This window comes from Zunongwangia sp. L-65 (genome assembly GCF_056859415.1).
This window is the reverse complement of record NZ_JBSXOK010000049.1, coordinates 98,344-123,763: the sequence shown is the minus strand read 5'-3', so window position 1 is coordinate 123,763 and position 25,420 is coordinate 98,344. Positions and strand designations below refer to the sequence as shown.

Annotated in this window: 21 protein-coding genes and 2 tRNA genes; 16 read left to right on the top strand and 7 right to left on the bottom strand. The window is 35.7% G+C overall.

The genetic code is table 11. The features are described 5' to 3' along the window. Positions 1-150: 150 nt before the first annotated feature. Positions 151-543, top strand: a complete 393-nt coding sequence (locus tag AC13DP_RS06790) for an LbetaH domain-containing protein (protein ID WP_483067460.1) — start codon at positions 151-153, stop codon at positions 541-543. A 56-nt stretch (positions 544-599) separates the two neighbouring features. Here AC13DP_RS06790 and AC13DP_RS06785 read toward each other — a convergent pair whose 3' ends face one another. The 3 genes from AC13DP_RS06785 to AC13DP_RS06775 all read right to left on the bottom strand — a co-directional run bounded on the left by AC13DP_RS06785 (position 600) and on the right by AC13DP_RS06775 (position 5,170). Then, positions 600-1,865: an IS256 family transposase gene (locus tag AC13DP_RS06785; RefSeq protein WP_347407483.1), complete on the bottom strand. Its 1,266-nt coding sequence runs from the start codon at positions 1,863-1,865 to the stop codon at positions 600-602. A gap of 200 nt (positions 1,866-2,065) precedes the next feature. Beyond that, entirely contained in the window at positions 2,066-4,717 is a 2,652-nt protein-coding gene (locus AC13DP_RS06780; RefSeq protein WP_483067459.1) for a metallophosphoesterase family protein, read from the bottom strand. A 51-nt stretch (positions 4,718-4,768) separates the two neighbouring features. Next, the gene (locus tag AC13DP_RS06775) at positions 4,769-5,170 is read right to left on the bottom strand and encodes a helix-turn-helix domain-containing protein (RefSeq protein ID WP_347407027.1); all 402 of its coding nucleotides are present in this window, start codon (positions 5,168-5,170) and stop codon (positions 4,769-4,771) included. Between the two features lie 242 nt (positions 5,171-5,412). Here AC13DP_RS06775 and AC13DP_RS06770 point away from each other — a divergent pair, with 242 nt between their 5' ends. The 7 genes from AC13DP_RS06770 (at position 5,413) to AC13DP_RS06740 (ending at position 10,590) form a co-directional block, all read left to right on the top strand. Beyond that, positions 5,413-6,258 carry a hypothetical protein gene (locus tag AC13DP_RS06770; protein WP_347407024.1) on the top strand — a complete coding sequence of 282 codons (846 nt, stop codon included), beginning with the start codon at positions 5,413-5,415 and terminating at the stop codon, positions 6,256-6,258. 178 nt (positions 6,259-6,436) lie between these two features. Further along, entirely contained in the window at positions 6,437-6,598 is a 162-nt protein-coding gene (locus tag AC13DP_RS06765; RefSeq protein WP_347407023.1) for a hypothetical protein, read from the top strand. 6 nt (positions 6,599-6,604) lie between these two features. Continuing rightward, positions 6,605-7,216, top strand: coding sequence for a helix-turn-helix domain-containing protein (locus AC13DP_RS06760; RefSeq protein ID WP_347407022.1), 612 nt, complete (start codon positions 6,605-6,607; stop codon positions 7,214-7,216). Between the two features lie 162 nt (positions 7,217-7,378). Next, positions 7,379-8,332 (top strand): calcium/sodium antiporter, encoded by a 954-nt coding sequence (locus AC13DP_RS06755; protein WP_347407021.1) that lies wholly within the window; start codon positions 7,379-7,381, stop codon positions 8,330-8,332. 386 nt (positions 8,333-8,718) lie between these two features. After that, positions 8,719-9,270 carry an AAA family ATPase gene (locus tag AC13DP_RS06750; protein WP_272958089.1) on the top strand — a complete coding sequence of 184 codons (552 nt, stop codon included), beginning with the start codon at positions 8,719-8,721 and terminating at the stop codon, positions 9,268-9,270. A gap of 251 nt (positions 9,271-9,521) precedes the next feature. Then, positions 9,522-10,085 (top strand): Crp/Fnr family transcriptional regulator, encoded by a 564-nt coding sequence (locus AC13DP_RS06745; RefSeq protein WP_347407020.1) that lies wholly within the window; start codon positions 9,522-9,524, stop codon positions 10,083-10,085. 115 nt (positions 10,086-10,200) lie between these two features. Further along, on the top strand, positions 10,201-10,590 hold the full coding sequence (locus AC13DP_RS06740; protein WP_347407019.1) for a RidA family protein: 390 nt from the start codon (positions 10,201-10,203) through the stop codon (positions 10,588-10,590). A 75-nt stretch (positions 10,591-10,665) separates the two neighbouring features. On the opposite strand, the gene AC13DP_RS06735 is transcribed toward AC13DP_RS06740, so the two are convergent. From AC13DP_RS06735 to AC13DP_RS06725, 3 genes are all read right to left on the bottom strand, one after another. Next, on the bottom strand, positions 10,666-12,129 hold the full coding sequence (locus AC13DP_RS06735; RefSeq protein ID WP_013073327.1) for a glutamate synthase subunit beta: 1,464 nt from the start codon (positions 12,127-12,129) through the stop codon (positions 10,666-10,668). Positions 12,130-12,131: 2 nt separating this feature from the next. Beyond that, on the bottom strand, positions 12,132-16,655 hold the full coding sequence (gltB, locus tag AC13DP_RS06730) for a glutamate synthase large subunit (protein WP_347407018.1): 4,524 nt from the start codon (positions 16,653-16,655) through the stop codon (positions 12,132-12,134). Between the two features lie 231 nt (positions 16,656-16,886). Then, positions 16,887-18,029, bottom strand: a complete 1,143-nt coding sequence (locus AC13DP_RS06725) for an acyl-CoA dehydrogenase (RefSeq protein WP_228249515.1) — start codon at positions 18,027-18,029, stop codon at positions 16,887-16,889. 91 nt (positions 18,030-18,120) lie between these two features. Here AC13DP_RS06725 and AC13DP_RS06720 point away from each other — a divergent pair, with 91 nt between their 5' ends. From AC13DP_RS06720 to AC13DP_RS06685, 8 genes are all read left to right on the top strand, one after another. Beyond that, the gene (locus tag AC13DP_RS06720; protein WP_347407017.1) at positions 18,121-19,188 is read left to right on the top strand and encodes an anhydro-N-acetylmuramic acid kinase; all 1,068 of its coding nucleotides are present in this window, start codon (positions 18,121-18,123) and stop codon (positions 19,186-19,188) included. Between the two features lie 54 nt (positions 19,189-19,242). Then, positions 19,243-20,469 carry a Glu/Leu/Phe/Val dehydrogenase dimerization domain-containing protein gene (locus tag AC13DP_RS06715; protein ID WP_013073323.1) on the top strand — a complete coding sequence of 409 codons (1,227 nt, stop codon included), beginning with the start codon at positions 19,243-19,245 and terminating at the stop codon, positions 20,467-20,469. Positions 20,470-20,604: 135 nt separating this feature from the next. After that, positions 20,605-21,306, top strand: a complete 702-nt coding sequence (locus tag AC13DP_RS06710) for a MotA/TolQ/ExbB proton channel family protein (RefSeq protein WP_013073322.1) — start codon at positions 20,605-20,607, stop codon at positions 21,304-21,306. A gap of 1 nt (position 21,307) precedes the next feature. Next, entirely contained in the window at positions 21,308-21,700 is a 393-nt protein-coding gene (locus AC13DP_RS06705; protein ID WP_013073321.1) for an ExbD/TolR family protein, read from the top strand. Positions 21,701-21,702: 2 nt separating this feature from the next. Further along, on the top strand, positions 21,703-22,536 hold the full coding sequence (locus AC13DP_RS06700) for an energy transducer TonB (protein ID WP_483067458.1): 834 nt from the start codon (positions 21,703-21,705) through the stop codon (positions 22,534-22,536). A gap of 3 nt (positions 22,537-22,539) precedes the next feature. Next, positions 22,540-23,760, top strand: a complete 1,221-nt coding sequence (locus tag AC13DP_RS06695) for a bifunctional folylpolyglutamate synthase/dihydrofolate synthase (protein WP_483067457.1) — start codon at positions 22,540-22,542, stop codon at positions 23,758-23,760. A 66-nt stretch (positions 23,761-23,826) separates the two neighbouring features. Beyond that, positions 23,827-23,901, top strand: a tRNA-Val gene (locus AC13DP_RS06690). A gap of 54 nt (positions 23,902-23,955) precedes the next feature. Beyond that, positions 23,956-24,030, top strand: a tRNA-Val gene (locus AC13DP_RS06685). A 59-nt stretch (positions 24,031-24,089) separates the two neighbouring features. Here the strand turns inward: AC13DP_RS06685 and AC13DP_RS06680 are convergent. Further along, positions 24,090-25,382 (bottom strand): UDP-N-acetylmuramoyl-tripeptide--D-alanyl-D-alanine ligase, encoded by a 1,293-nt coding sequence (locus AC13DP_RS06680; protein ID WP_483067456.1) that lies wholly within the window; start codon positions 25,380-25,382, stop codon positions 24,090-24,092. Between the last annotated feature and the right edge of the window lie 38 nt (positions 25,383-25,420).

Below are 25,420 nucleotides of genomic sequence, written 5' to 3'. Positions count from 1 at the left end.
CTTAAAGCATTTCATGGCAAACCCTAATACGTTTTAGAGATTTTCAGAGGAGGAGAGAAACGGGAAATGTTGCTAAACATAAACAACTTTCCATATAAAATTACGCTATACGTTATTTAAGACCACCCGAAATTAAACAGATTAAAATAAATGATAGGGCCAGATAAAAATATAAAATTTCCACTTGAGAATTACGACAGACTTTGTTTCTTAAAAAATGTTGTGAAGAACCCCAATATCATTGTTGGCGACTATACATATTATGATGATTTTGAAAACATAGAAAATTTTGAGAAAAATGTAAAATACCATTTCGATTTTGTTGATGACAAATTAATAATTGGGAAATTCTGTATGATTGCTTCTGATGTTAAATTCATAATGAATGGCGCAAATCATTTGACAGATTCATTATCTACTTATCCTTTTGCTATTTTTGGGAAAGGTTGGGAAAACGCCATGGACGGAAAAAACTATCCGAAAAAAGGGAATATTAATATCGGTAATGATGTTTGGATAGGCTATAATGCAGAAATCATATAAGTTTAAAGTTTAAAGTTTAAAAGTTCAAGGTTCAAAAGTTGTTGTGGGTCTGTAAATTAAACTCTGTCTGATATTTCAATTCCACTGGGGCTAGCCCCAGTGGAATTGGCGTTTATATCCAGTGATATTCTGTCTCCAAATTTAATATAAAATTGCTGGATCGTAAGGCTCCAATTATGTAAAGGAGCTGTCCATTTCTTTTCAATGTTTCTTGTAGCCAGGTAGACCAGCTTTAGAAGTGCCATATCATTGCTAAAGGCTCCTTTAGTCTTGGTTACCTTACGTACTTGTCTATGGAATCCTTCCACGGCATTGGTGGTATAAATAAGCTTTCTGATGGGCTGAGTATATTTAAAGTACTGTGATAGGTGCTCCCAGTTACGCTGCCAGCTTTCAATAACTACCGGGTATTTCTTGCCCCATTTCTCTTCCAGGTTCAGGAGCTGGTCTTGCGCTACTTCTTTGCTGGTAGCACGATACACCAATTTTAAGTCTGTCATAAACTCCTTCTGATCCTTAGAGGCTACATATTTCATCGAGTTCCTTATTTGATGAATTATGCACAGCTGCACCTCTGTTTTCGGGAAAATGCTGAGGATAGCTTCCGTAAAGCCTTTGAGATTGTCAGTACAGGCAATGAGTATATCCTCAAGTCCCCTATTTTGAAGGTCAGTAAGTACCTGAAGCCAGAAATTGGCACCTTCGCTTTCTGAAATATACATTCCAAGCACTTCTTTATACCCATCTTTGTTTATGCCCAGAATATTATAGAGCGCCCTATGTTTTATCTTCCCATCCACTTTGACTTTATAGTGCATGGCATCCAGCCATACGATACAGTAAAGAGGTTCTAAGGGACGATTTTGCCAGGCTTTAATATCAGGGATAATCCGGTCGGTAATCTCTGTTAGAACATTGTGGGAGATCTCAGTATCGTACATTTCTTTGATATGGCTGCAGATATCCCGGTAACTCATTCCCAGCCCGTAAAGACCGATTATTTTCTCGGAGAGGTTATCAGCCAGAATGGTTTGGCGCTTCTTTACGATCTCGGGTTCGAAACTACTGTGACGGTCCTGTGGTGTTTTAATATCAAAAGTGCCAACCCCTGTTTTAAGTTTCTTGTTACCCTTACCATTACGCTTATTTCCATGGGAGCGCTCTTCATGGTCAAGATGGCCATCCATCTCTGCTTCGAGAGCCTTGTCTAAAAAATTCTGTAGAAGCGGTGCAAAAGCACCATCCTTTCCAAATAGACTTTTGCCAGTGGTAAGTTGTTCTAAGGCTTTCTTTTCAATCTTGTTTAATTCATCTTGTGTCATTCTAATTCTGTTTGAGTATTAATATAAAATTTCTCAGACAGACTTCAAATTACACCCTCAGCTTTCACCGAATCATTCAATTAACTGAAAGAACTATAAGACTAATAATATTAAATTGTCTTTGGTATCGTAATAATATCAATTTTTAAAAATCTTTTCTTCCTAATTTCTTAAACTTATATTTTCTAAATTACTTAATATTAATCTTTTAAATCCAATCCAATTATACCTAAAAGATATATTTTAAACTTTTCTGAGAAAAGTGAACCTGATTTTTTAATTAAAGACTGAAAAGTTTGATGGTCATAATTTAAAAAATATGTATTCCCATTATTTACAGAAGCTTTATTAATATTACTAAACTTTCCAATTTCAATTTGAATTGAATACTCATTTTCAATTTCAATTATTAAATTTTGTAATGATGCAGAAAATTGATTTTTATTCATTTTCATTTCACTCAAAATAGAGGGATCTACTTCGGAAATATCTTGGCATGGAATTGCCATCTCTTTGCAAATAATTTGAATAACTGTATTTAAGTTTACACTTTGCTGTGAAACATCATGAAAGCTAACGTTAAAATTGATATTTTTGAAAATAAAATGACCTTTACTTTGCAGGTATTGAATAATTATTTTTTGAAAATCTGAGATTACATTAGAATTAATGCTAAATATAATATCAATATTCTGAGATTTTAATCTCAGAAATACCTCATTCAAACTTCGCCTTTGGTTTTCATATTCAACAATTATATTTTCCTTACAGAGAGAGATTAATTCTTTCTTCGAATAAAAATCTTGGTATGACTTATCATACAGAGGCTTTAATTGGTCATAATTTTGCAAATAAAACTGCAGATAATTGACAACAATTTGATATGTTAGTTCATTGCTAGATTCCAAACAATCTCTAAATAATTTCCTTAACGCTAATGAAATTTCTCTTTGAACCGCCTGTGATTTATCTGTGGAAATAATTTTCGTTCTAGATATATCAAAATCTATACTCTTAGGTGCAAAATTTATTTCTCCAACAATATGTGAGGGAAAACGAAAAGGTAGAATGGCGCTGTTATGAGGACTGATAAAAAAGCCGCAGTAGGAAGCATATAATCCTCTAGTGGAATTATTTAACCCTAACTTTAATGAGTATCTATTATTATCGACTGTGTAAAAAAATGAAGAGTCTTCCATATTCCATCTCTCTTCGATTTTCATTACTGAATCTCCGTGCTTGATTTCTAAATTATTAACATGTCTGCAATATCTTCTTATTGTATCAGAAGCAGTATTAATATCAAAACCTTTTTTTAAGTAAACCCTAATTGATGTACCTGACTTACTTTCTAGTTCATTTTGAGAATTGTTAAAATATTTAAAGCCTTTAAATACATCTTCAATTTCAAATTTGATTGAACCATCTTCCTCAGTTTTAGTATTAATAACTACTTTTTCTGCTGCGATAAAAGTACTAATAAATCCAATCCCAAATTTTGATATAAGATTGGATCTTTGTGTGTTCTCATTATGATCTTGGCTAATGCTTTTTCCTATTACAGCGAAATGGTTTTTGATAACATTTTTAGTCATTCCATCTCCCTCATCATATACTTCGATAAAATTAGATTCAGGATCTATTGTAATTATTATCCTAGGGGATGCATGAGAATTGGTTTCAATAACTCTATTACAAGCATCAACTGAGTTTTGTACAAGCTCTCTTGTGAATGCATATTTATCAGGATATATTGACTCTCCAATCAATAAACCAACTATGCGATCAACATCAGCAGTGTAACTATCTGGTAAATTTTCATCTTCATTATTTGTATCCTCTGCTAATGCGTAAAGTCTTTCAGGCTGTGGTAATGAACCAGATTCCTCTCCATTAGGTATTGAATCAGTATCCTTATCAAATCTATAGCCAGAACCTTTTATAAATTTTCTTGCCGAAATTTTATAAGTTTTTTGATGTGGATCTAAGTCTAAAAGATTATATCCTGGTTGATATAAACTTGATGTTTCACTAGGATTAGAAAATGCGGATCTGCCATTTATGGACAAATATCCGCCATGCCCAGAGATTAGTCTTTCAGCTTCATATTTATGATTATGACCGAAAATAGCAATATCAAAATTCTTGGTTTTTAAAATGTTTTTAATCTCTGATTGTTCATCTCCATTTAAAGCAGATAATGGATGGTGAAATATTGCTAAGTTTAGATCCGTTTCTTCCTTTATAAAAAAATTTCGAGCTTTAAATAATTGATCATGCCCTATAAAGTGTTGATCTCTTTTTAGATCTGGTGAACATCGCCACGAATCATTTATTAATGCGAACCCAATTTTAAATTCTTTATTATTCCAAATATATAAAGAATGCATATTGGAAAATGTATAATTTTCAGTTAAACTATGTAATTCTTTTTCAAATGTTTTAAATTGCTCAATTCTTTTATTTTCATCTTTAATTTCATTTTTTAAATCCTCAACATATTGGTTTGCTAATTTACAGTTTAACTTTTCCGAAAGATAAAATTCATTATCCACTTTAATAAATTCTTTGTTTATATCGTGGTTTCCAGGAATGATCAAAAAATGATTTGAAGGGACATCTAAAGCGGCACTTATTGGCGTAATAAAATTATCTTGAAAAAACTTATATGGTTCTGCACCAAGAGAATTACCTCCCTTGTCGACTAAATCTCCTGTTATAAGTATCAAGTCTATTTTTTTCTCCTGACTAAAATTACTTAAATCTTCAATTAAAGACTCTACATAGTAATTTTTAAGATCTTCTTTATTATTACTATTAAGATGTATATCTGAAAGGTGTACAATTCTCATTAATTGAGCTATTATTTTTATGGATGAAAATCGGTATTAAGAAACTGCTATTTATTTAAGAAGTTTCTCCAAATAAGCCACTTTCTCTTTTTCAGCTTCTAATAACCTTTCATAAAGCTCAACAACTTTATCTATAGGATTAAAGGTTGGATTATTTAATACGGCATTCAAAGCCGAATTATCGTGGAATGAATTTGAAATAATATTTAAGATATTATCCTCCGAAAAATTTTCAATAGCCTCTTTACTTACCCCTAACACCTTAGCTACTTTTTCAAGCTTTTCATCTTCAATATGCTCGCTTTGTTCTAAGCTGGATACACTCTGCTGACTGATTCCTAATTCTGCGGCAAGGGCTTCCTGCTTCATTCCTCGAAGTTCTCTGATTCGGCTGATCTTTCTACCGATATGACTGGTTTTTGTTGCTGTGCTCATAATCTCAAAGATAAACATTCTTTTTAAAAATTGCACTCCTCACTCTTTGCAGTAAAAAACAAGTTTTGGGTTGTTTTTTACTGGTCGTTCTGGTTCGCTACGGTCACTTCTTTTTAAAACTTGAAGGCTCATTGACCATCACTGAAGTTTCACTTTAACATCTTTTGATCTATGCTTACCAATTTGCATCCACCCAAAGTTATCGAATTTGCGTTAGTCCAAATTACAGAAATCCTCATTATCAACCTAAATTTTAAATTATGAACTCAGCTAATTTACCAGAAGCTATTCTAAAGAAACTAATAGCAGTAATTAAATCTATTACAGATGTTCATTCAATTTATTGGATAGGCATACGAACTAATGAACATAAATCTTATTATTATTTCAATCATAAGAAAAATACAACTAAAAATAAAAATTGGGAAATTACGCTTCTCATTGTAAGTAAATCTTATATCAACGATCCAAAGGATTTTATGGGAAAGGTGTTTACCAAAATGAAGCAACAAGTAAAGATTTTTAGTATTCATTATACTTTGAATGAGATTGAAAACCGATTGACGGAAGGAGACAATTTCTTAGGTTTAGTTTTAAATGAGAATAATATAATTTTTCAAGAGAGCCCTTTTTTTCTTACCGGATATAATAATCATCCAATAATGTTTCAACGAATACAAGAACGTTGGGAATCTAGAATGAGTAAAGCAGAATACTTTAATAGTAAATTGGATGTGAGTGATGATACCTATAGCGAACCCGCTAAACTTCTTTTAGCGAATCAAGCTATTTCACAAACCTGTGCAGCGCTCCTTTGGGTGTATTGGGAATATAAGCCACCCATATTTGATTTAGATTATATGATTCATCTATGCCAGAACTTTAGTAAGAGTATAAAAATTGTTCTTCCTAAACATTCCTTTCGATCTCAACGAGTTTATAATCTATTATGCCATGCGCAATACAATTTAAATTATAAATCGCTTCATCATGTCACCATAGAGGACGGATATTATGCTTCCGATTTGGCATTTAAATTTTTAAAAGCTGTACGTGTTGAAGGAAAGAAACGATTAACTGAATTAGCCAAAATTCATAACATCTAATTGATGTATTAAATATGGTTGTTTGATTAGTGGACATGGTTAAAAATTAAATACAAGATTACAAATTACGTGCTAATTCAAGATGTGTGTCTGTGGACACGATCTTGGTTGCGCCCCATGGTTGCAACGAAAAGAAAGAGATGTTTAAGGGAAAACGCATCACAGTAACCCCATCAATATGGTGTTGGATTACTATTCAATTTCTTTAAAAAGGAATTTTAATGCTAAATTCAGTTATGGCCAAAGCGAATATGATTTTGATGAAGGTTTAATGTATTTTATAGCGCCCAATCAGGTTTTTAAGATAGAGCATTCCCAAGACGAACTTAAAAGAATGTAAGGATGGTTGTTACTTATTCATCCCGATTTTTTTTGGAATACTCCTTTATCAAAAACTATAAAGCAGTATGATTATTTTAATTATACCGTAAATGAAGCCCTGTTTCTATCAGATAAAGAAGAACGGGTAATCAATGGCATTATTGAAAACATCAAACAAGAATACCATAACAATATTGATAAATTTAGTCAACGCATTATTGTTTCTCAAATGGAGACCCTATTAAATTACGCTGAAAGGTTTTATCAAAGGCAGTTTGTTACCCGTAAGATTGCCAATCATAGAATTTTAGATGCTTTGGAGCATACGCTGAATCACTACTTTAAGAGTGACGATTTAATCACTAAAGGCATACCTACCGTTCAATATATTTCTGATACACTGAACATCTCGCCCAACTATTTGAGTAACTTATTGAAATCATTAACAGGTCAGAGCACACAACAACATATTCACAATAAATTGATTATTGAAGCCAAACAAAAATTATCGACTTCTAACCAATCTATCCGCGAAATTGCTTATGAATTAGGTTTTGAACATTCACAATCATTCAGCAAACTTTTCAAGGCCAAGACTCATCTTTCTCCTTTAGATTTCAGACAATCCTTTCACTAAAAGACAGCTGAAAATATAGCTTTTCGAAAATAAGAATTTCAAAAGTATTTTTAAGAGAATCAATAATAGGGTGTGATTGATTTTTGATTAGTTTTATCATCCATTACGCACAACATTTTTTTTATATGTGACGTGGTGATTTACAATGAATACGAGATATAAATGCTTATAGCTTCCTTATTGATTATTACAGGTTTTGCTGGCCTTATTTTTGGCGCGAATTGGCTGGTGGGAGGCGCTTCTGCTTTAGCCAAAAAAAACAAAGTTTCAGATCTTGTTATTGGCTTGACGATTGTAGCTTTTGGAACTTCTGCTCCCGAATTAGTAATAAATTCTGTTGCCTCATTTGATGGACTGCCCGACATTGTATTTGGGAATATTATAGGAAGTAATAATTTCAATTTATTTGTGATCCTGGGTATCGCAGGTTTAATCTATCCTATTACCGTACAAACCTCCACCGCGTGGAAAGAAATACCCATTTCCCTGGTTTCCGCCGTGCTTGTATTGTTGCTTGCTAATAATTTTTTTAGTCAGCAGCAATCTGAAATTTCAAGGATTGATGGAATTGTTTTGTTAATCGGCTTTAGTTTGTTCATTTATTATGTTTTTACGCAATTAAAGCATGAAAAAGTGGAGGAGATAGCCTATAAAGCGCAACCAAATTATAAAATTTGGGGATTGATTATTCTGGGGATGGCCGGACTTATTATAGGTGGAAAATTAGTCGTTGATAACAGTATCGCCATTGCAACAGATTTAGGGATTAGTCAAAAGATTATAGGCTTAACCATCATTGCAGCAGGAACTTCCCTGCCAGAATTAGTGACCTCTATTGTTGCAGCTTTAAAAAAGAATAGTGACATCGCTATTGGGAATGTCATTGGATCAAATATTTTTAATCTGCTGCTCATCCTTTCTATAAGTTCTTTTGTAAAACCGATAGCATACAATCCCAATTTCAACCAGCAATTATTCACATTAATTGGAGGAACCATTTTTCTCATCATAGCAATGTTTACTGGGAAAAGGAAAAAGCTTGATCGTTGGGAAGCATTACTGCTGTTAAGTTTTTACGTGATATACACTATTTATTTAGTCACCAAAGAACTCTAAAGGGAGTTCGAAAACTATTTAAAACCTGGGCTAGCTCTTCATTTTTGAAAAAAATAAACAAGTTATGACAAAACAGAATTGCAAATAATTTAATCTTACTTAAAAGGCAGTTAAAAATGGAAAGCATAAAAATTTGAAACTTTTTTAAAAAGAATAGTAGCTTTTCAACTCATAAGAACATTTTATATGGCGGGATATTTACCAAAAGCGAGATATAAACAAAGTACATAAAACCTTATAAAAGAATTCACAGGTCATCGTTCATGTTAGTTTTAGAAGACTCTTTTAAATTTTCCTTTTGTTATTTTTGAAACCGGACAATAAACTATTGTTATAGCATTGATTGTATTTCATCATTAGCCAAATTAGAAATAGCCTTATTTAGAATGAAGATTTTGATATTCGGAGCTTCCGGTTCTGGAACAACAACCTTGGGAATTGAGATTGAAAAGCAAACTCAATTTAAACATTTAGATGCTGATTATTACTATTGGAAAAAAACCAATCCACCTTTTCAGGAAAAGGTAGAATTACAAGAGCGAAATAAACATCTGAAAGCAGATTTTAATAGGTTTGAAAATGTGGTGATAAGTGGCTCCTTGGTAAGTTGGGGAAAAGAATGGGAAACCTCTTTTGATTTGGCAATTTTCATTAGATTAGAAAATCAATTGAGGATGGATCGATTAAAAAGGAGAGAAGAAGAACGTTACGGAGCAAGACTGATCGCAGACAAAGCTATACGGGAAACTTCTAAAGCATTTTTAGAATGGGCCAACCAATATGAGAATCCACATTGTGACGGGCGGTCCTTGAAAACCCATAAAAACTGGATGAAATTATTGAACTGTAAAACCTTAACAATAGATGGGAAAGCAGCATTAAAAGATAAAATAGATATCGTATTAAACGAAATAGAATCCTATAATAATAACTTATAGTGATGCTATAGGCTGTTCGATCTTCTTTCTTAATCAACAATATCTAAAAATGTTATCATTTGGTAGGTATAGAAAATAGGATTTAGGCATCAGCACTGTGTCAATCTGAAAATTTAGTAGCTCTTTTTAGTTAGGTTTAATACAAGAACGGTAGTGATAGATAGGTTTCACATTATAGAAACAAAATAGCTTCTAAGAGTTATAAGAAAGGCTTGTATTGCTTGGATTGTACTGTATAAGAAAAATTATTGATGGAGCAAATGTTAGTAAGCCATATAGAAAAATCCATTACGCTTAGCGAAGATGAAATTACGTATGTGCTATCCCATTTTAGGACCGAAAAGTTTAAGAAAAAGGAGTCAATTATTCAAGCAGGATCCCGGGTGAATGATTGCTATTTTATCATCAAGGGACTTTTGAAATTAGTCTATACCGATAAAAACGGAAAGCCACACCTGGTTTCGTTTGCCATGGAAGAGTGGTGGGAAAGTGATTTTTCAGCATATTTTTCGCAAACTTCCTCTAAAATGTCGTTGCAATGTATAGAGGACAGCATCGTATTTTCCTTAAGTTTTAAAAATTATCAAAAGCTGGTGACTGAAATGCCTAAAATGAGCTATTTCTTTTTAGAGAAGTCAAACGCCGGACATTGTGCTGCCCAAAATCGTATTCTATCCTTTCTTACCGCTAATGCACAGGAGCGCTATGAACAATTACTTCAACAGCAGCCATTATTGCTTCAGCGAGTGCCCAAAACGATTCTAGCTTCTTATTTGGGCGTTTCCCGCGAAACTCTTAGTCGGTTTTCCTTCTAGTACCTCCTAATAATTGTGAGGTATGTCACAACTTAGGAAACGGGTACTTTACATCTTTGCCAAAGAATTTTTAATAATCATCGCAACTTATAAAGTAGCATAAAAATGAAATGCAATGGAAAAACGAGTAATCAATCCCTGGGAATGGCAGAAGAAAAGAAGTTATGTACAAGCTGTAGAAGTAAAAAAGGCTGAAGCCACGCTTTACATAGCTGGGCAAACAGCCATTGATGAAAATGGCAATTCGAGTACGGGCAATATGAAATCTCAACTCTTGCAATCGATTCAAAATCTGGAGAAAATTATAGCAGAAGCAGGATATGAATGTAGAAATATCGTGCGTTTAAACATATATACCACCGCCTCTGAAGAGTTTTTTGAATGTTTTGATCTTTTCGAGCAATGGGTCAATAAACATCACATTCAACAAGCAAGTACGGTATTTGAAGTGAAAAGTCTTTTTGAAACCTTAAAAATTGAGTTAGAAGCCACGCTAGTAAAATAAGAGTTGTAATCCATAAAATAAAGCCACTCTATATAAAAAAGAGTGGCTTATTTGTGAATTATTATTTTTTAAATTTTAAGCAGCGGGTAAATCACCATTACCTTTGGTTGGGAGTTTGCTTTCTCCCATTAGGTATTTATCAGCATGATAAGCTGCTTCACGCCCTTCTGAGATTGCCCAAACAATCAAAGATTGACCACGACGCATATCCCCGGCAGCAAAAATATGAGGGATGTTAGTTTGATAGTCATTATCAGCTTTTATGTTGGTTCTATTGTCTAAGTCCAATCCTAATTGCTGACTTAAACTAGCTTCGGGTCCTGTAAAACCTAAGGCAAGCAAAGCGAGTTCACAAGGCCATTCTTTTTCACTTCCTTCCACTTCTTTAAGTTGTGGACGTTCACCTTTTTTACCTTTAACCCATTCAATTTCGACAGTTTTAAGGCCTTTTAAGTTGCCATCTTTATCTTTAATGAATTCCTTGGTGCTAATACTCCAATTCCTATTTACACCCTCCTCATGAGAACTACTGGTTTTTAGTGTAAATGGCCAATAAGGCCAAGGATTTTGGTTGGTTCTACTGTTTGATGGCATTGGCATTATCTCAAAATTCGTTACCGATTTTGCACCATGACGATTCGAAGTACCCACACAGTCAGATCCTGTATCACCACCCCCAATAACAATTACATTTTTTCCTTCGGCAGATAACTCGGGAGACAATTCTTTTAGGTTATCTACAACCTGGTTGTTATTTTTAAGGAATTCCATAGCCTGAACCACCCCTTTAGCATCGGCTCCCGGAATAGGTAATCCTCTGCGTTGTGTAGCGCCTCCGGTAAGTACTACCGCATCAAATGCTTTTAATTCTTCTACATCATAATTATCACCTACATGGGTATTAGGCTTAAATGTGATGCCTTCATCTTCCATGATCTTAAGTCGGCGGTCGATTACAGATTTATCCAGTTTAAAGTCGGGGATACCATAACGAAGCAGTCCGCCTAATTTCGCATCTCTTTCGAACAAAGTCACCTCGTGGCCAGCACGATTTAATTGTTGTGCTGCAGCCATTCCCGCCGGACCTGAACCTACAACGGCCACTTTTTTACCAGTTCGGTTTTTTGGTGGATTAGGTACAATCCAACCTTCTTTAAAGCCTCGTTCTACGATATATTTCTCAATAAGTTCTATAGAAACCGGAGGTTCTATGATTCCAAGTACGCATGCAGATTCGCATGGAGCAGGGCATAAGCGACCTGTAAATTCAGGAAAATTGTTTGTTGAATGTAAAATCTGTAAAGCCTTTTTCCAATCGTTTTGGTAAACGGCATGGTTAAAATCAGGAATTAAGTTACCAAGTGGGCATCCACTGTGGCAGAATGGGATTCCGCAATCCATACATCGAGCTCCCTGATGATTCAGTTCTTCAGTATCTAATTCTTTTGTAAATTCTTTATAATTTTTTACTCTTAGCTCTACGGCTTCTGTAGTTTCTTCTTTTCTTTCGTATTCTAAAAATCCTCTAAGTTTTCCCATTATTACGCCGTTTTAAGTTCCAGGTTTTCTTCTTTCTTTTTTTCTTCTTCCATTCGTTGTAATGCTTTTTTGTATTCAATAGGCATTACCCTGATGAATTTGGAAAGGTTTTCCTCCCAATTTTCTAAAATGTGGCCTGCAACTTCACTATCGGTGTTATAGTAGTGATTTTGTATTAATTCTTTTAATTCTGAAGCATCGTCATTAGATACATGCTCTAATTCGATCATCTCCATATTAAAATTGTTGTTATCTAAATTGTTATCTGGGTTGTAGATATATGCAATTCCGCCACTCATACCGGCTGCAAAATTACGTCCTATTTTACCTAATATGACTGCTCTACCACCGGTCATGTATTCACATCCATGATCTCCTATACCTTCAATTACTGCTTTAGCACCAGAGTTTCTTACGCAAAAACGCTCACCTCCAATTCCATTGATGTAGGCTTCACCATTAATAGCGCCGTATAGAGCAACATTTCCTATGATGACATTTTCATGAGATTTAAAAGTAGCTTCTTCCGGTTTTTTTACAGTGAGCGTAGCACCACTTAGCCCTTTTCCGAAGTAGTCATTTGTATTTCCGGTAACATTCAGGGTAAGTCCGCGAGTAGCGAAAGCCCCAAAACTTTGTCCGGCAGAACCTTTGAAATTAAGTTCTAAAGTATGTTCCGGAAGACCGGCTTCACCATGAATTTTAGAAATCTCATTACTTAAAATAGCGCCGGTAGTTCTATTTATATTAGAAATATTGAAATCCAGACTCATTTTTTCTTTACGATAGATAGCAGGATGCGCTTTCCTAAGAATATCAAAATCAAGGACATTGTCTAAACCGTGGTTTTGATCCTGTGTTTTATAAAGCGGAAGATCTTTATCAATATTTGGCTTGTAAAGAATATTAGATAGGTCTATTCCCTGAGCTTTATAATGCTCTATCGCATGATCCATATCTAATTTTTGGCTTTGTCCCACCATTTCGTTAAGTGTTCTAAATCCAAGACTGGCCATGATTTCACGAAGTTCCTGTGCTACGAAATACATGAAATTAATTACATTTTCCGGGGTACCTTTAAAGTTTTTTCTTAATTCTGGATCCTGAGTGGCAATTCCAACCGGGCAGGTATTTAAGTGACAGGCGCGCATCATGATACAGCCGGAAGCTACTAACGGAGCTGTGGAGAAGCCAAACTCTTCGGCACCTAATAGACAGGCAATAGCAACATCACGGCCTGTTTTTAATTGTCCGTCACATTCCACTGTAATTCTGCTCCTTAAATTGTTAAGTAACAAGGTTTGTTGTACTTCGGCAATACCAAGTTCCCAAGGTAAGCCGGCATGTCTTAACGAAGTTAAAGCAGCGGCACCTGTACCTCCATCATAACCAGAGACCAGCACTACATCAGCTTTTGCTTTTGCAACACCGGCAGCAATGGTTCCTACGCCAACTTTTGAAACAAGTTTTACGTTGATTCTTGCTTCTCTATTTGCATTTTTTAAATCAAAAATTAGCTGAGCTAAATCTTCGATAGAATAAATATCGTGATGTGGTGGAGGAGAAATCAATCCTACATAAGCGGTAGAATTTCTTGTTTTTGCTATAGCTGGATTTACTTTTGGGCCGGGTAACTGTCCACCTTCACCAGGCTTAGCCCCCTGCGCCATTTTAATCTGAATCTCTTTTGCGTTAGAAAGGTAATTTATAGATACGCCAAAACGACCTGAGGCAACCTGTTTAATAGCACTGTTTCTCCAATTTCCATTAGCATCTCTGGTAAAACGATTTGCATCTTCACCACCTTCCCCACTATTACTTTTTCCCTGTAAGCGGTTCATCGCGATGGCAAGGTTCTCATGAGCTTCTTTACTTATCGAACCAAAAGACATTGCGCCAGTTTTAAATCTTTTTACGATCTCTGTCCATGGTTCAACTTCATCGATAGAAATAGGATTAAGCTGTTTAAACTTAAACATTCCTCGAATCGTCATCAGGTTTTTGGTTTGATCGTTGATGAAATTTGAGTATTCCTTATAGGTTTTATAACTATTTTGTTTCACTGCTTGCTGTAGCTTTGCTACTGAAGCAGGATTGAGCATATGGCGTTCCCCATTTCTTCTCCAACGATAGTCACCACCAATCTCAAGATCTAAACCTGTTTCGGTCTCTGGCGGTGTAAAAGCGCGCTTATATCGTTTCTGGATTTCTTTTTCAATTTCATAAAGTCCGATTCCTTCAATTCTGGAAGGTGTATTCGTGAAATATTTATTGGTGAATTTTTTATTTAAACCAAGAATTTCAAATATCTGTGAACCACGATAAGAATGTAAAGTAGAAATGCCAATCTTATTCATGATTTTTACAATTCCTTTTCCTATGGCTTTATTGAAGTTTTTAATCGCTACATCTGGTTCTTGTTCCTCAATTTCACCTTCTTTAGAAAGTTGGTAAATGATTTCGTTTACCATGTAAGGGTTTATGGCACTAGCACCATAACCGAATAATAAGGCGAAATGATGAGGTTCCCTTGGTTCTGCAGATTCGATAACAATACCAAAAGAGGATCTTCTTTTATGTTTTTTAAGTTCATGATGAACAAAAGAGCAAGCTAAGAGCGAAGGAATAGGAGCAAGCTTATCGCTCACATTTCTATCGGACAGAATAATAATATTTCTATTTTCATCAACCGCTTTTTTAATTTCCAGAACAATTTGTTCAAGTCTCTCTTCAAGACCATTTAATCCTTTTTCAATTTCGTATAATATAGAGATTGATTTTGCACGAAAATCGGGATGGTCTATATATTTTATTTTATCAAGATCTTCATTAGAAATTACCGGATTCTGGATTCTAAGCTTCTGCGCATGCTCTGGGGTAATGTCAAATATATTTTTGTCTTCCCCAATAGATAAACTAATATCAGTTACAATCTCTTCCCTAATTCCATCTAATGGAGGATTGGTTACCTGCGCGAAAAGCTGTTTAAAGTAATTAAAGAGTAATTGTGGTTTATCTGAAAGAACTGCTAATGGCGTATCTGTTCCCATAGATCCTATAGCTTCCTTTCCGCCTGTAGCCATAGGACTGATAATGGTTTTGATATCTTCTATCGTATACCCAAAAACTTTTTGTCTCGTTTTAAAATCTACGGGTTCTACGGGAGTTTTATTCCCAGTATAAGGAACATCAGCTAACGGAAGTAAATTTTTATTCAGCCATTTTCTGTAAGGGCGTTTAGATACAATCTGTTCCTTAACTTCTTCGTCGCCTACAATTCGGCCTTCAACCATATCTACCAGGAACATCTTTCCTGGTTCCAGACGCCCATGTAATTCTACATTTTCAGGTTTTACATCTACAACCCCGGTTTCAGAAGACATGATTACATAACCATCTTTTGTAACGGTATAGCGCGACGGTCTTAGACCATTACGGTCTAGCAAAGCACCAATGTACTGCCCGTCTGTAAAAGGAATAGAAGCAGGACCGTCCCATGGCTCCATGATACAGGCATTATATTCATAAAAGGCTTTTTTGCTATCGCCCATCGAAGGGTTTTTCTCCCAGGCTTCAGGCACCATCATCATAATAGCTTCAGGTAAAGAACGGCCGGTTTGTAACAGCATTTCCAAAACCATATCCATAGAAGCAGAATCTGATTTTCCTTCTAAGGTAACCGGTACGATTTTTTTGATGTCTTCTCCAAAAATCTCACTTTCAAAAAGTTCTTCCCTCGCTTTCATTCGGCTAAGGTTACCTCTTAAAGTGTTGATCTCTCCATTATGGCACATATATCTAAATGGTTGTGCTAAATCCCAGGTAGGAAAAGTATTGGTAGAGAAACGTTGGTGTACTAAGGCCAGTTTAGTTACAAGATCTGGATCATTTAAATCTGTATAGTAAATATTGATGTCCTGTGGCATCAATAATCCTTTATAAATAATAGTCTTTGTAGATAAGCTAGGAAGGTAAAAATACTCTGCTTCTCCTAAATTAGAACTATAGATTTTATGTTCTGCAATTTTGCGAGCAGCAAAAAGTTTTGCTCTAAAAACTTCGTCACTGGTATCTTCGTCTTTACCAATAAAAATTTGCTCAACATTAGGTTCGCTTAAAGAAGCAATACTTCCTAAACATGATTTATCGACCGGTACTTGTCTCCAGCCAATTATATTTAATCCCTGATTAATAATTTCTTCCTCAAAAATCTCTTTACAGATATTTAATTGATTCTTAGATCGAGGAAGGAAAACCATTCCAGCTGCATATTCTCCAAATTCAGGTAAATCAAAATCACAAACTTTTTTAAAGAAATTGTGTGGAATTTCAATCAAAATTCCGGCACCATCTCCGGTTTTTCCATCAGCACTTACAGCTCCACGATGTTCTAATCGTATTAAAATATCCAAAGCTTTATGGATGATGTCGTTTGTGCGCTTACCTTTTAAGTTACAAATAAATCCCGCGCCGCAATTATCTCTCTCAAATTCAGGCAAGTAAAGCCCCTGCTCTTTTGGTCTCATAACCTATCTTCCTTATATTATTACTACAAAAATATCTAAATTAATAAAGAATTTGAAGGTAATAATAAGAAAGAGCTTATTAAATTCATCAAAACTAAATAAACTCTTAATTTTTATTAATCATTTAATAAATGAGGCGGTTATTTCCGAATTTCGCAATGAAAAATATCGGATTTTAATATAAAAAAACTCGCCAGGATTTAGCGAGTTGATTTTGGGTATTTTGCGAACTTATTTTTTTAATATACTTCTGGAAATCACGATTTTCTGTATTTCTGAAGTTCCTTCATAAATTTGAGTGATTTTGGCATCACGCATTAATCGCTCTACATGGTATTCTTTTACAAAACCATTCCCTCCATGAATTTGAACAGCTTCGATCGTAACGTCCATGGCAGTTTGAGAGGCGCTTAATTTTGCCATAGCTCCGCTTAGATCATAATTTTGTTTTTGATCTTTATCCCAGGCCGCCTTCATAACCAAATGCCTGGAGCTTTCTATAGCCGTATACATATCGGCTAATTTAAAAGCAATGGCCTGGTGGTTGCTAATTTCTGTACCAAATGCTTTACGTTGCTTTGAATAATCCCTTGCAAGTTCAAAAGCACCGGATGCAATTCCCAAGGCCTGGGCAGCAATACCAATTCTTCCTCCAGATAAGGTTTTCATAGCAAACTTAAATCCAAAACCGTCCTCACCAATCCTGTTTTCTTTGGGAACTTTTACATCATTAAAATTTAATGAATGGGTGTCGCTTCCTCTAATGCCCAGTTTATTTTCTTTTGGGCCAACTTCAAAACCTTCCCATCCTTTTTCTACGATAAAGGCATTGATACCATGATGTTTCTTCTCCCTGTCGGTTTGCGCAATTACCAGGTAATAATCTGCTGTACCACCGTTGGTGATCCAGTTTTTGGTGCCATTCAATAAGTAATAATCTCCTTTATCGATTGCGGTAGTTCGTTGAGAAGTAGCATCGCTTCCTGCTTCAGGCTCAGAAAGACAAAACGCACCCAGTTTTTCTCCGGTAGTTAGTTTAGATAAATATTTTTCTTTTTGGTCTGTGTTACCATAGGTATCCAGCCCCCAGCAAACTAAGGAGTTGTTAACCGACATGATTACCGATGCGGAGGCATCGATTTTTGAAATTTCTTCCATAGCTAAAATATAGCTGATGGTATCCATCCCGCCGCCGCCATATTCTGGTGAGGCCATCATTCCTAAAAAACCAAGTTCTCCCATTTTCTTAACTTGGGCTTTGGGAAATTCTTGTTTTTCATCCCTTTCAATAACGCCGGGTAATAATTCGGTTTTTGCAAAATCGCGAGCAGCATCGCGAATCATGATATGTTCTTCAGTTAATTCGAAATTCATTTATGTATAAATTTAGAAAAAAGTAATTTTTGTTACCAAATATAAATTTTAAATATGTATTATTCAATAAATATTAGTTAATTTTGAGAATATGAAAAAATCAGACTATTTTGTGATTGGAGTAATGTCTGGCACTTCCCTAGACGGGATCGATTTAGCCTACATTCATTTTGCAGTTGAAAATAACTATAATTTTGAAATTTTGGAAGCTCAGACAGTAGATTATTCCAAAAACTGGCGCGAGAAATTAGATGCTGCTATCGATTTAGAAGATGATAAGTTACAGGAATTAAATAAAGAATATACTAAATATCTGGCAGAAGTGATTTTGGAATTTGTGGCTGAAAATAATATTCAGCGCTTAGATGCGGTCTGTTCGCATGGGCATACCATCAAGCATGAGCCACAAAATGGCTTTACACTGCAAATAGGAAACCTTCCTGAAATCTCTCAATACCTTCAACAAAGGGTGGTTTGTGATTTTAGAGTACAGGATGTAGCGCTTGGAGGACAGGGAGCACCTTTAGTTCCTATTGGTGATAAAATACTTTTTAGCGATTATCGCTATTGTTTAAATTTAGGAGGTTTCGCAAATATTTCTGAAAAACAAAATGATGAGATCCTGGCCTACGATATCTGCGCAGTGAATACTGTCCTCAATCACTATACGAGACAGCTAGGTAAAGAATATGATGATAAAGGAAGAATAGCCGCAGGAGGTGTGCTGAATAAAGAATTACTCCATCAATTAAATAACCTTCAGTTTTATAGTCTTAAGCCTCCAAAATCCTTAGGTATCGAGTGGGTGAAAGCTGAAGTTTTACCGATACTTAATTCTGTAGAACTCCTTATTCCGGATATTTTACATACGTATGTAATCCATGTGGCCCAACAAGTAACAAAAGTTTTAAATCCCAGAGAAAACGCAAAAGTTCTGGTTACTGGCGGTGGTGCTTTTAATGATTTTTTAATCCAAAAGTTTAAAGCATATTCTAAATGTGAATTCGTGATCCCTGAAAACAGAATTATAGATTTTAAGGAGGCACTGATCTTCGGATTGTTGGGCGTACTTAAGTTAGAAGGAAAGGTGAATGTGTTAAGCCTGGTTACCGGGGCAAGTAAAGATCACGCGTCAGGAAGGATATATACACCCTCTTGATTTTAAAATGACTTAATACTTATATTTGAAACAAATCACACACATAATATTTAGATGAAAGAATTATTAAAAGTTTACGAAAATAAAGAACCAGAGATTGTTTTTCACTGGAATGACCCTGAAACGGAAGCTGAAGGTTGGACGGTGATCAACTCACTTAGAGGTGGTGCAGCCGGTGGCGGTACCCGTATGCGAGAAGGCCTGGATAAAAATGAGGTACTTTCTTTAGCAAAAACGATGGAAGTGAAATTTACGGTTTCTGGTCCTGCCATAGGCGGAGCGAAATCCGGAATTAATTTTGATCCTAAAGACCCAAGAAAAAAAGGGGTTTTAGAGCGCTGGTATAAAGCGGTCTCTCCTTTACTGAAAAGTTATTACGGTACTGGTGGAGACCTAAACGTAGACGAAATCCATGAAGTAATTCCGATTACTGAAGATTGTGGAGTTTGGCATCCGCAAGAAGGGGTTTTTAATGGTCATTTTCGACCTACTGAAGCTGATAAGATTAACAGGATAGGGCAGTTGCGACAGGGGGTAATTAAAGTTCTTGAAAATACGGATTATTCACCAGATATCTCCAGGAAGTATACGGTAGCAGATATGATAACAGGATTTGGTGTGGCTGAAGCAGTGAATCAATATTATCAAATTTATGGCGGTGATATTAAAGGAAAGAAGGCTATTGTCCAGGGTTTTGGGAATGTAGGTTCTGCAGCTGCATATTATCTTTCCCAAATGGGAGCAAAAGTTGTAGGAATTATTGATCGGGCTGGAGGTTTGATAAATGAAGATGGTTTTTCTTTTGAAGAGATTAAAAATTTATTTCTGAATAAAGAAGGGAATACGCTAAATGCAAATGAATTGATCCCTTTTGAAGAAATCAATCAAAAAATATGGAATCTTGATGCTGAAATATTTGCTCCATGTGCGGCTTCCAGGTTAGTAACCAGAGAACAAATCTCAAACCTTATTGATAAAAAATTAGAGGTGATTTCTTGTGGTGCCAATGTTCCTTTTGCCGATAAGGAAATTTTCTTTGGGCCGATTATGGAATTTATTGATGAGCGCGTAAGTCTTATTCCGGATTTTATATCAAATTGTGGGATGGCGCGTGTTTTCGCGTATTTTATGGAGCGTAGGGTGCAAATGACCGATGAGGCTATTTTTAATGATACCTCAATGACTATTAAAAATGCCATTCAGAATACCTTCAATAATAATAGTGATAAGACAAATATTAGTAAAACTGCCTTCGAGGTTGCTTTGAAACAATTGGTATAATATTTAGAACTCCTTATGTGTTAGTAATTTCTTAATGAATACACATAAGGAGTTATTCTGATAATTATTTTACTAAATTTGGGCAACAATTTTAATCCGTTTATCACGTTACATTAAAAACCCTAATCAATTAATATGCTATATTTTATTCAGCAGGATGCCGTGACGCAGGCAGCGCAGGATGCTGCAGAGGTTTCAGAAGAAAAAACGCTTTCGATTTTCGATTTGCTTTTAAGTGGTGGTATCGCCGGGCAGATCATTATTTTTGTTTTGTTTGTGTTATTGTTTGCAGCGGTTTATATCTATTTTGAAAGATTGTTTGCGATAAAATCTGCAAGCCAGGTAGATAAAAATTTTATGCACCAAATTAAAGATAGTGTATTAAATGGGAATATCGAATCTGCAAAGATTAGATGTGCCCAAAGTGATAATCCCGTAGCACGATTAACAGAGAAAGGAATTTCCAGGATTGGGAGCCCGTTAGAAGATATTAATACGGCTATCGAGAATGCAGGGCGTTTAGAGGTATATAAGCTAGAAAAAAACGTGAGTATTCTGGCTACTATTGCCGGTGCGGCACCTATGATTGGTTTCCTGGGAACAGTAATTGGGATGGTGATTGCTTTCCATGAACTGGCTACGAGTAGTGGGCAGGCACAAATGGGGTTACTGGCAGAAGGTATTTATACTGCAATGACAACCACGGTCGCAGGGCTTATTGTTGGAATTATAGCCTATATAGGGTATAATCATCTTGTGGTAAAAACAGATAAAGTAGTGCACCAGATGGAAGCTACAGCGGTAGACTTTTTAGACTTATTAAACGAGCCTGCTTAATATGAATTTAAGAGGTAGAAATAAAGTGAGCCCGGAGTTTAGTATGAGTTCAATGACAGATATTGTATTTCTGTTATTGATATTTTTCATGTTAACTTCTCCGGTGATTACTCCAGAAGCTTTGGACTTAATACTTCCAAAGGCTAAAGGGAAGACCACTAACCAGCAGAATGTTTCAGTAAGCATTACTAAAGAACTGCAGGTGTATATTAATGATGAGCGTATAAGTAGCTCGGCATTAGAAAGTACTTTAAAAAGTAAATTGGCGGGTATAGAAAACCCAACCATTATTTTACGAGCTGAAGAAGGAGTACCTATCGAAAAAGCGGTGAACGTAATGGATATTGCTAATCGAAACAGATATAAAATAGTTTTAGCGGTTAAACCGGAATAAATATGGCTTTCTTAGAAACCAATCACGAAAAAAAATCATTTACGATCACAGTAGTGCTTCATGTATTATTGTTGGCTATTTTATTCTTTTTTGGTTTTACATATTTAGACCCTCCACCTGAAAATGGTATAGCGGTTAATTTTGGAACTTCAGAAGTAGGTTCGGGAAATCAGCAACCAACCAAACCTATAGAGTCTGCTCCAAAAAACACAAGTCCTGAAGTTACTCCACCAGAGCCTGAACCTGTTGTAGAAGAGAAAGTGGTTACCCAGGAAATTGAAGAAGCTCCGGTTGTTGAGGAAAAAAAGGAAGTGAAAAAACCCGTTGAAACCGAGAAACCTAAAAAGGTCGAACCTAAAAAGGAAGAGCCGGCAAAAAAACCTGATCCAAAACCAGATAAATCTACTACCGATGCGATGAGTAGTATTTTAAATGGACCAGAGCGTAGCGGTGAAGAAAGTGGAGGAGAAGGTAATGATAATGCTGCCGGAGATAAAGGTTCTCCAGATGGTGATCCCAATGCTCAGAGTTATTATGGTAATGGAGCCGGTCTTGATGGTGATGGTAATTATCGTCTAGGTGGTCGCCGTGCTTTAAATAAAGAAAAATTTGTGCAGGATTGTAATGAATCCGGGATCGTTGTGGTGCGTATAGAAGTGAACCGCCAGGGGCAGGTTATTGCCGCAACCCCAGGGGTTAAAGGTACTACAAATAATGCATCCTGTTTAACAGAGCCTGCCAGAAAAGCAGCTTTGGCTACCCGGTTTAACAGTGATTCTGATGCGCCTTCGCGGCAGGTAGGAACCATAGTATATAACTTCAAATTATCAGAATAATCAATGACGTATCAGCAAACTGTTGAATGGATGTTTCAGCAGTTACCCATGTATCAACGTGTGGGGAGTTCCGCATTTAAAAAAGATCTTTCCAATACTTTAAAATTAGCGACTCACCTTGATCACCCAGAGTTGGGTTTTAAAAGTGTTCACGTGGCGGGAACTAATGGAAAAGGCTCTAGTAGTCATATGATAGCTTCGGTTTTACAGGAAGCCGGCTATAAAGTTGGATTGTACACTTCACCACATTTAAAAGATTACAGAGAGCGTATTCGAATTAATGGCTTATATATTTCCGAAGAAGCTGTAATCGATTTTATTCAAAATAACAAGATATTTTTTGAAGCAGAAAGCCTGTCATTTTTTGAAATGAGTGTAGGAATGGCGTTTTGGTATTTTGCTAAGGAAAAAGTTGATATCGCTGTTGTTGAAGTAGGCATGGGAGGTCGTTTGGATTCTACTAATATTATAATTCCTGAAGTTAGTTTAATTACTAACATAGGTAAAGATCATACGCAGTTTTTGGGTACTACACTTCCTGAAATAGCGGGAGAGAAAGCTGGAATTATTAAAGAAAACGTTCCTGTTATTATTTCTGAAAAGCATCCTGAAACACAAGAGGTTTTTATAAAGACCGCCGAAGAAAGAAACGCTGCAATTGTATTCGCTGAAGAACTTAAAGCTCCTGGACATCTAAGTACTGATTTACTGGGAAGTTATCAGGAAAAAAATATTAAAGGGGTGCGAGCTGTTATTAGACAGCTTATTTCTCAAGGCTGGAAAATTTCTGAAGAGCATCTTCGGGAGGGATTAAAAAATGTTCGTAAAAATACAAATCTTAGGGGAAGGTGGGATATTCTCCAGGAGTTTCCCAAGGTGATTTGTGATACCGCTCATAATAGTGACGGACTGAAATATGTTTTTAATCAACTAGAAGACGAAACTTTTGAGCATTTACATTTTGTTTTTGGAGTCGTGAATGATAAAGACCTTGATGAGGTATTGCCTATTTTTCCAAAAAGGGCTACGTATTATTTTTGCAAACCAGATGTTCCCCGAGGATTGGAAGCGGAAAAATTAATGGCAAAATCTATTGAATTTGGGCTTTTAGGAAAAGTGTTTAATAGTGTGGGAGAAGCTTATGCGGCTGCTATAAAAGCGGCAGGAACAAAGGATTTGATCTTTTGTGGAGGTAGTAATTTTACGGTAGCTGAAATTATTTAAAATTTTTAATTTTTTTCTTTGCGTAGAAGAAAAACTAGTCTATATTTGCACTCGCAATAATGAATGGGGCGCGTAGCTCAGTTGGTTCAGAGCACTTGGTTTACACCCAAGGGGTCAGGGGTTCGAATCCCTTCGCGCCCACAACCATTCAAAAGCTTCCAAAAAGGGAGCTTTTTTTAGCTAAAACATTCATTAGGGCGCGTAGCTCAGTTGGTTCAGAGCACTTGGTTTACACCCAAGGGGTCAGGGGTTCGAATCCCTTCGCGCCCACAAAAAGAAAAAGCTTCCTAATTAGGAAGCTTTTTTTATTTTTAATCATTACCAGAGTGCTATAGGTTTTCTATGATTTTCTCTAATGCAATTCCTCTGGAGCCTTTTATAAGAATGTAGGAATTGTTGATGGGATTAGCGGTTAAAAAAGTTTTTAACTCGGTAGTATTGTCAAATTTCTGATATTCTTCGGGCGTTGAGGTTTCTTTAAAATGTTTGCCTACTAAATAAACATTTTTAAATCCTTTACTATTGCAAAGCTCTACTATACTTTGGTGCTCTTCTTTACTATATTGGCCTAGTTCCAGCATGTCTCCTATGATTAGTGTTTTAGAGAGTGGAGTATTAAGGTTGCTAAAGTTGATGATTGAAGAACCCATGCTTGTTGGATTGGCATTATAAGCATCCAGTAAAAGCGTGTTATTTTTGGTCTTCTGGATTTGTGATCGATTATTGCTGGGTGAGTATTCTTTAATCGCCTCTTTAATAGCTTTAAAAGGCACTTTAAAATATAAGCCTATGGTTAGAGCTGCGGCAGCATTATAAGCGTTATATTGTCCTGTTAATTGAGTATCGAAGACGTCGTTATTATAAGTAAAGGAAGCATATTCAGGGCCATTTTGAGAAATAGTATAATCTATGCTTACGGCTGCTTTTTCCGAACTTCCAAATGTGAAAACATGAGAATAGCTATCCTGTCTTTGTTGTATTTCATCATCCAGATTAAGAAAAAGCAATTTTTTATGATTTTTAAGATGAGTATAAAGCTCACTTTTGCCTTTAATTACTCCTTCTATGCCACCAAAACCTTCTAAATGAGCCTTTCCGAAATTTGTAATATATCCGTAATCCGGTAGGGCAATTTCAGTAAGAAATTCGATTTCTCCCTGGTGGTTAGCTCCCATCTCTACTACGCCAACTTCCGTCGTTTCATCCATTCTTAAAAGAGTGAGCGGTACACCAATATGATTGTTTAAATTTCCGGTTGTAGAAATCGTTTTGTACTTCTTGGTAAGTACAGCGTTAATTAATTCCTTGGTGGTTGTTTTGCCATTGCTTCCAGTGATCGCGAGTACTGGAATACCCAGAAAATGCCGGTGGAAAGTAGCCAGTTGTTGTAAGGCATCAAGGCAGTCTTCAACGAAAATATAATTATCCTGGTCTTTTGCATAGGCCTCTTCATCTACGATGGCAACTTCGGCACCTTTATTTAAAGCTTCTTCGGCAAATTCATTTCCATTGAAATTTTCTCCCTTAAGTGCAAAAAATAAGCTGTTTGGTTTGATGTTCCTGGTGTCTGTGCTTACCCCTGAACTGGTAAGAAACCTACGATGTATTTTAGCTATGTTCATGAATTTAAGGTATAAAAAAAGCCCTAAAAATTAGGGCC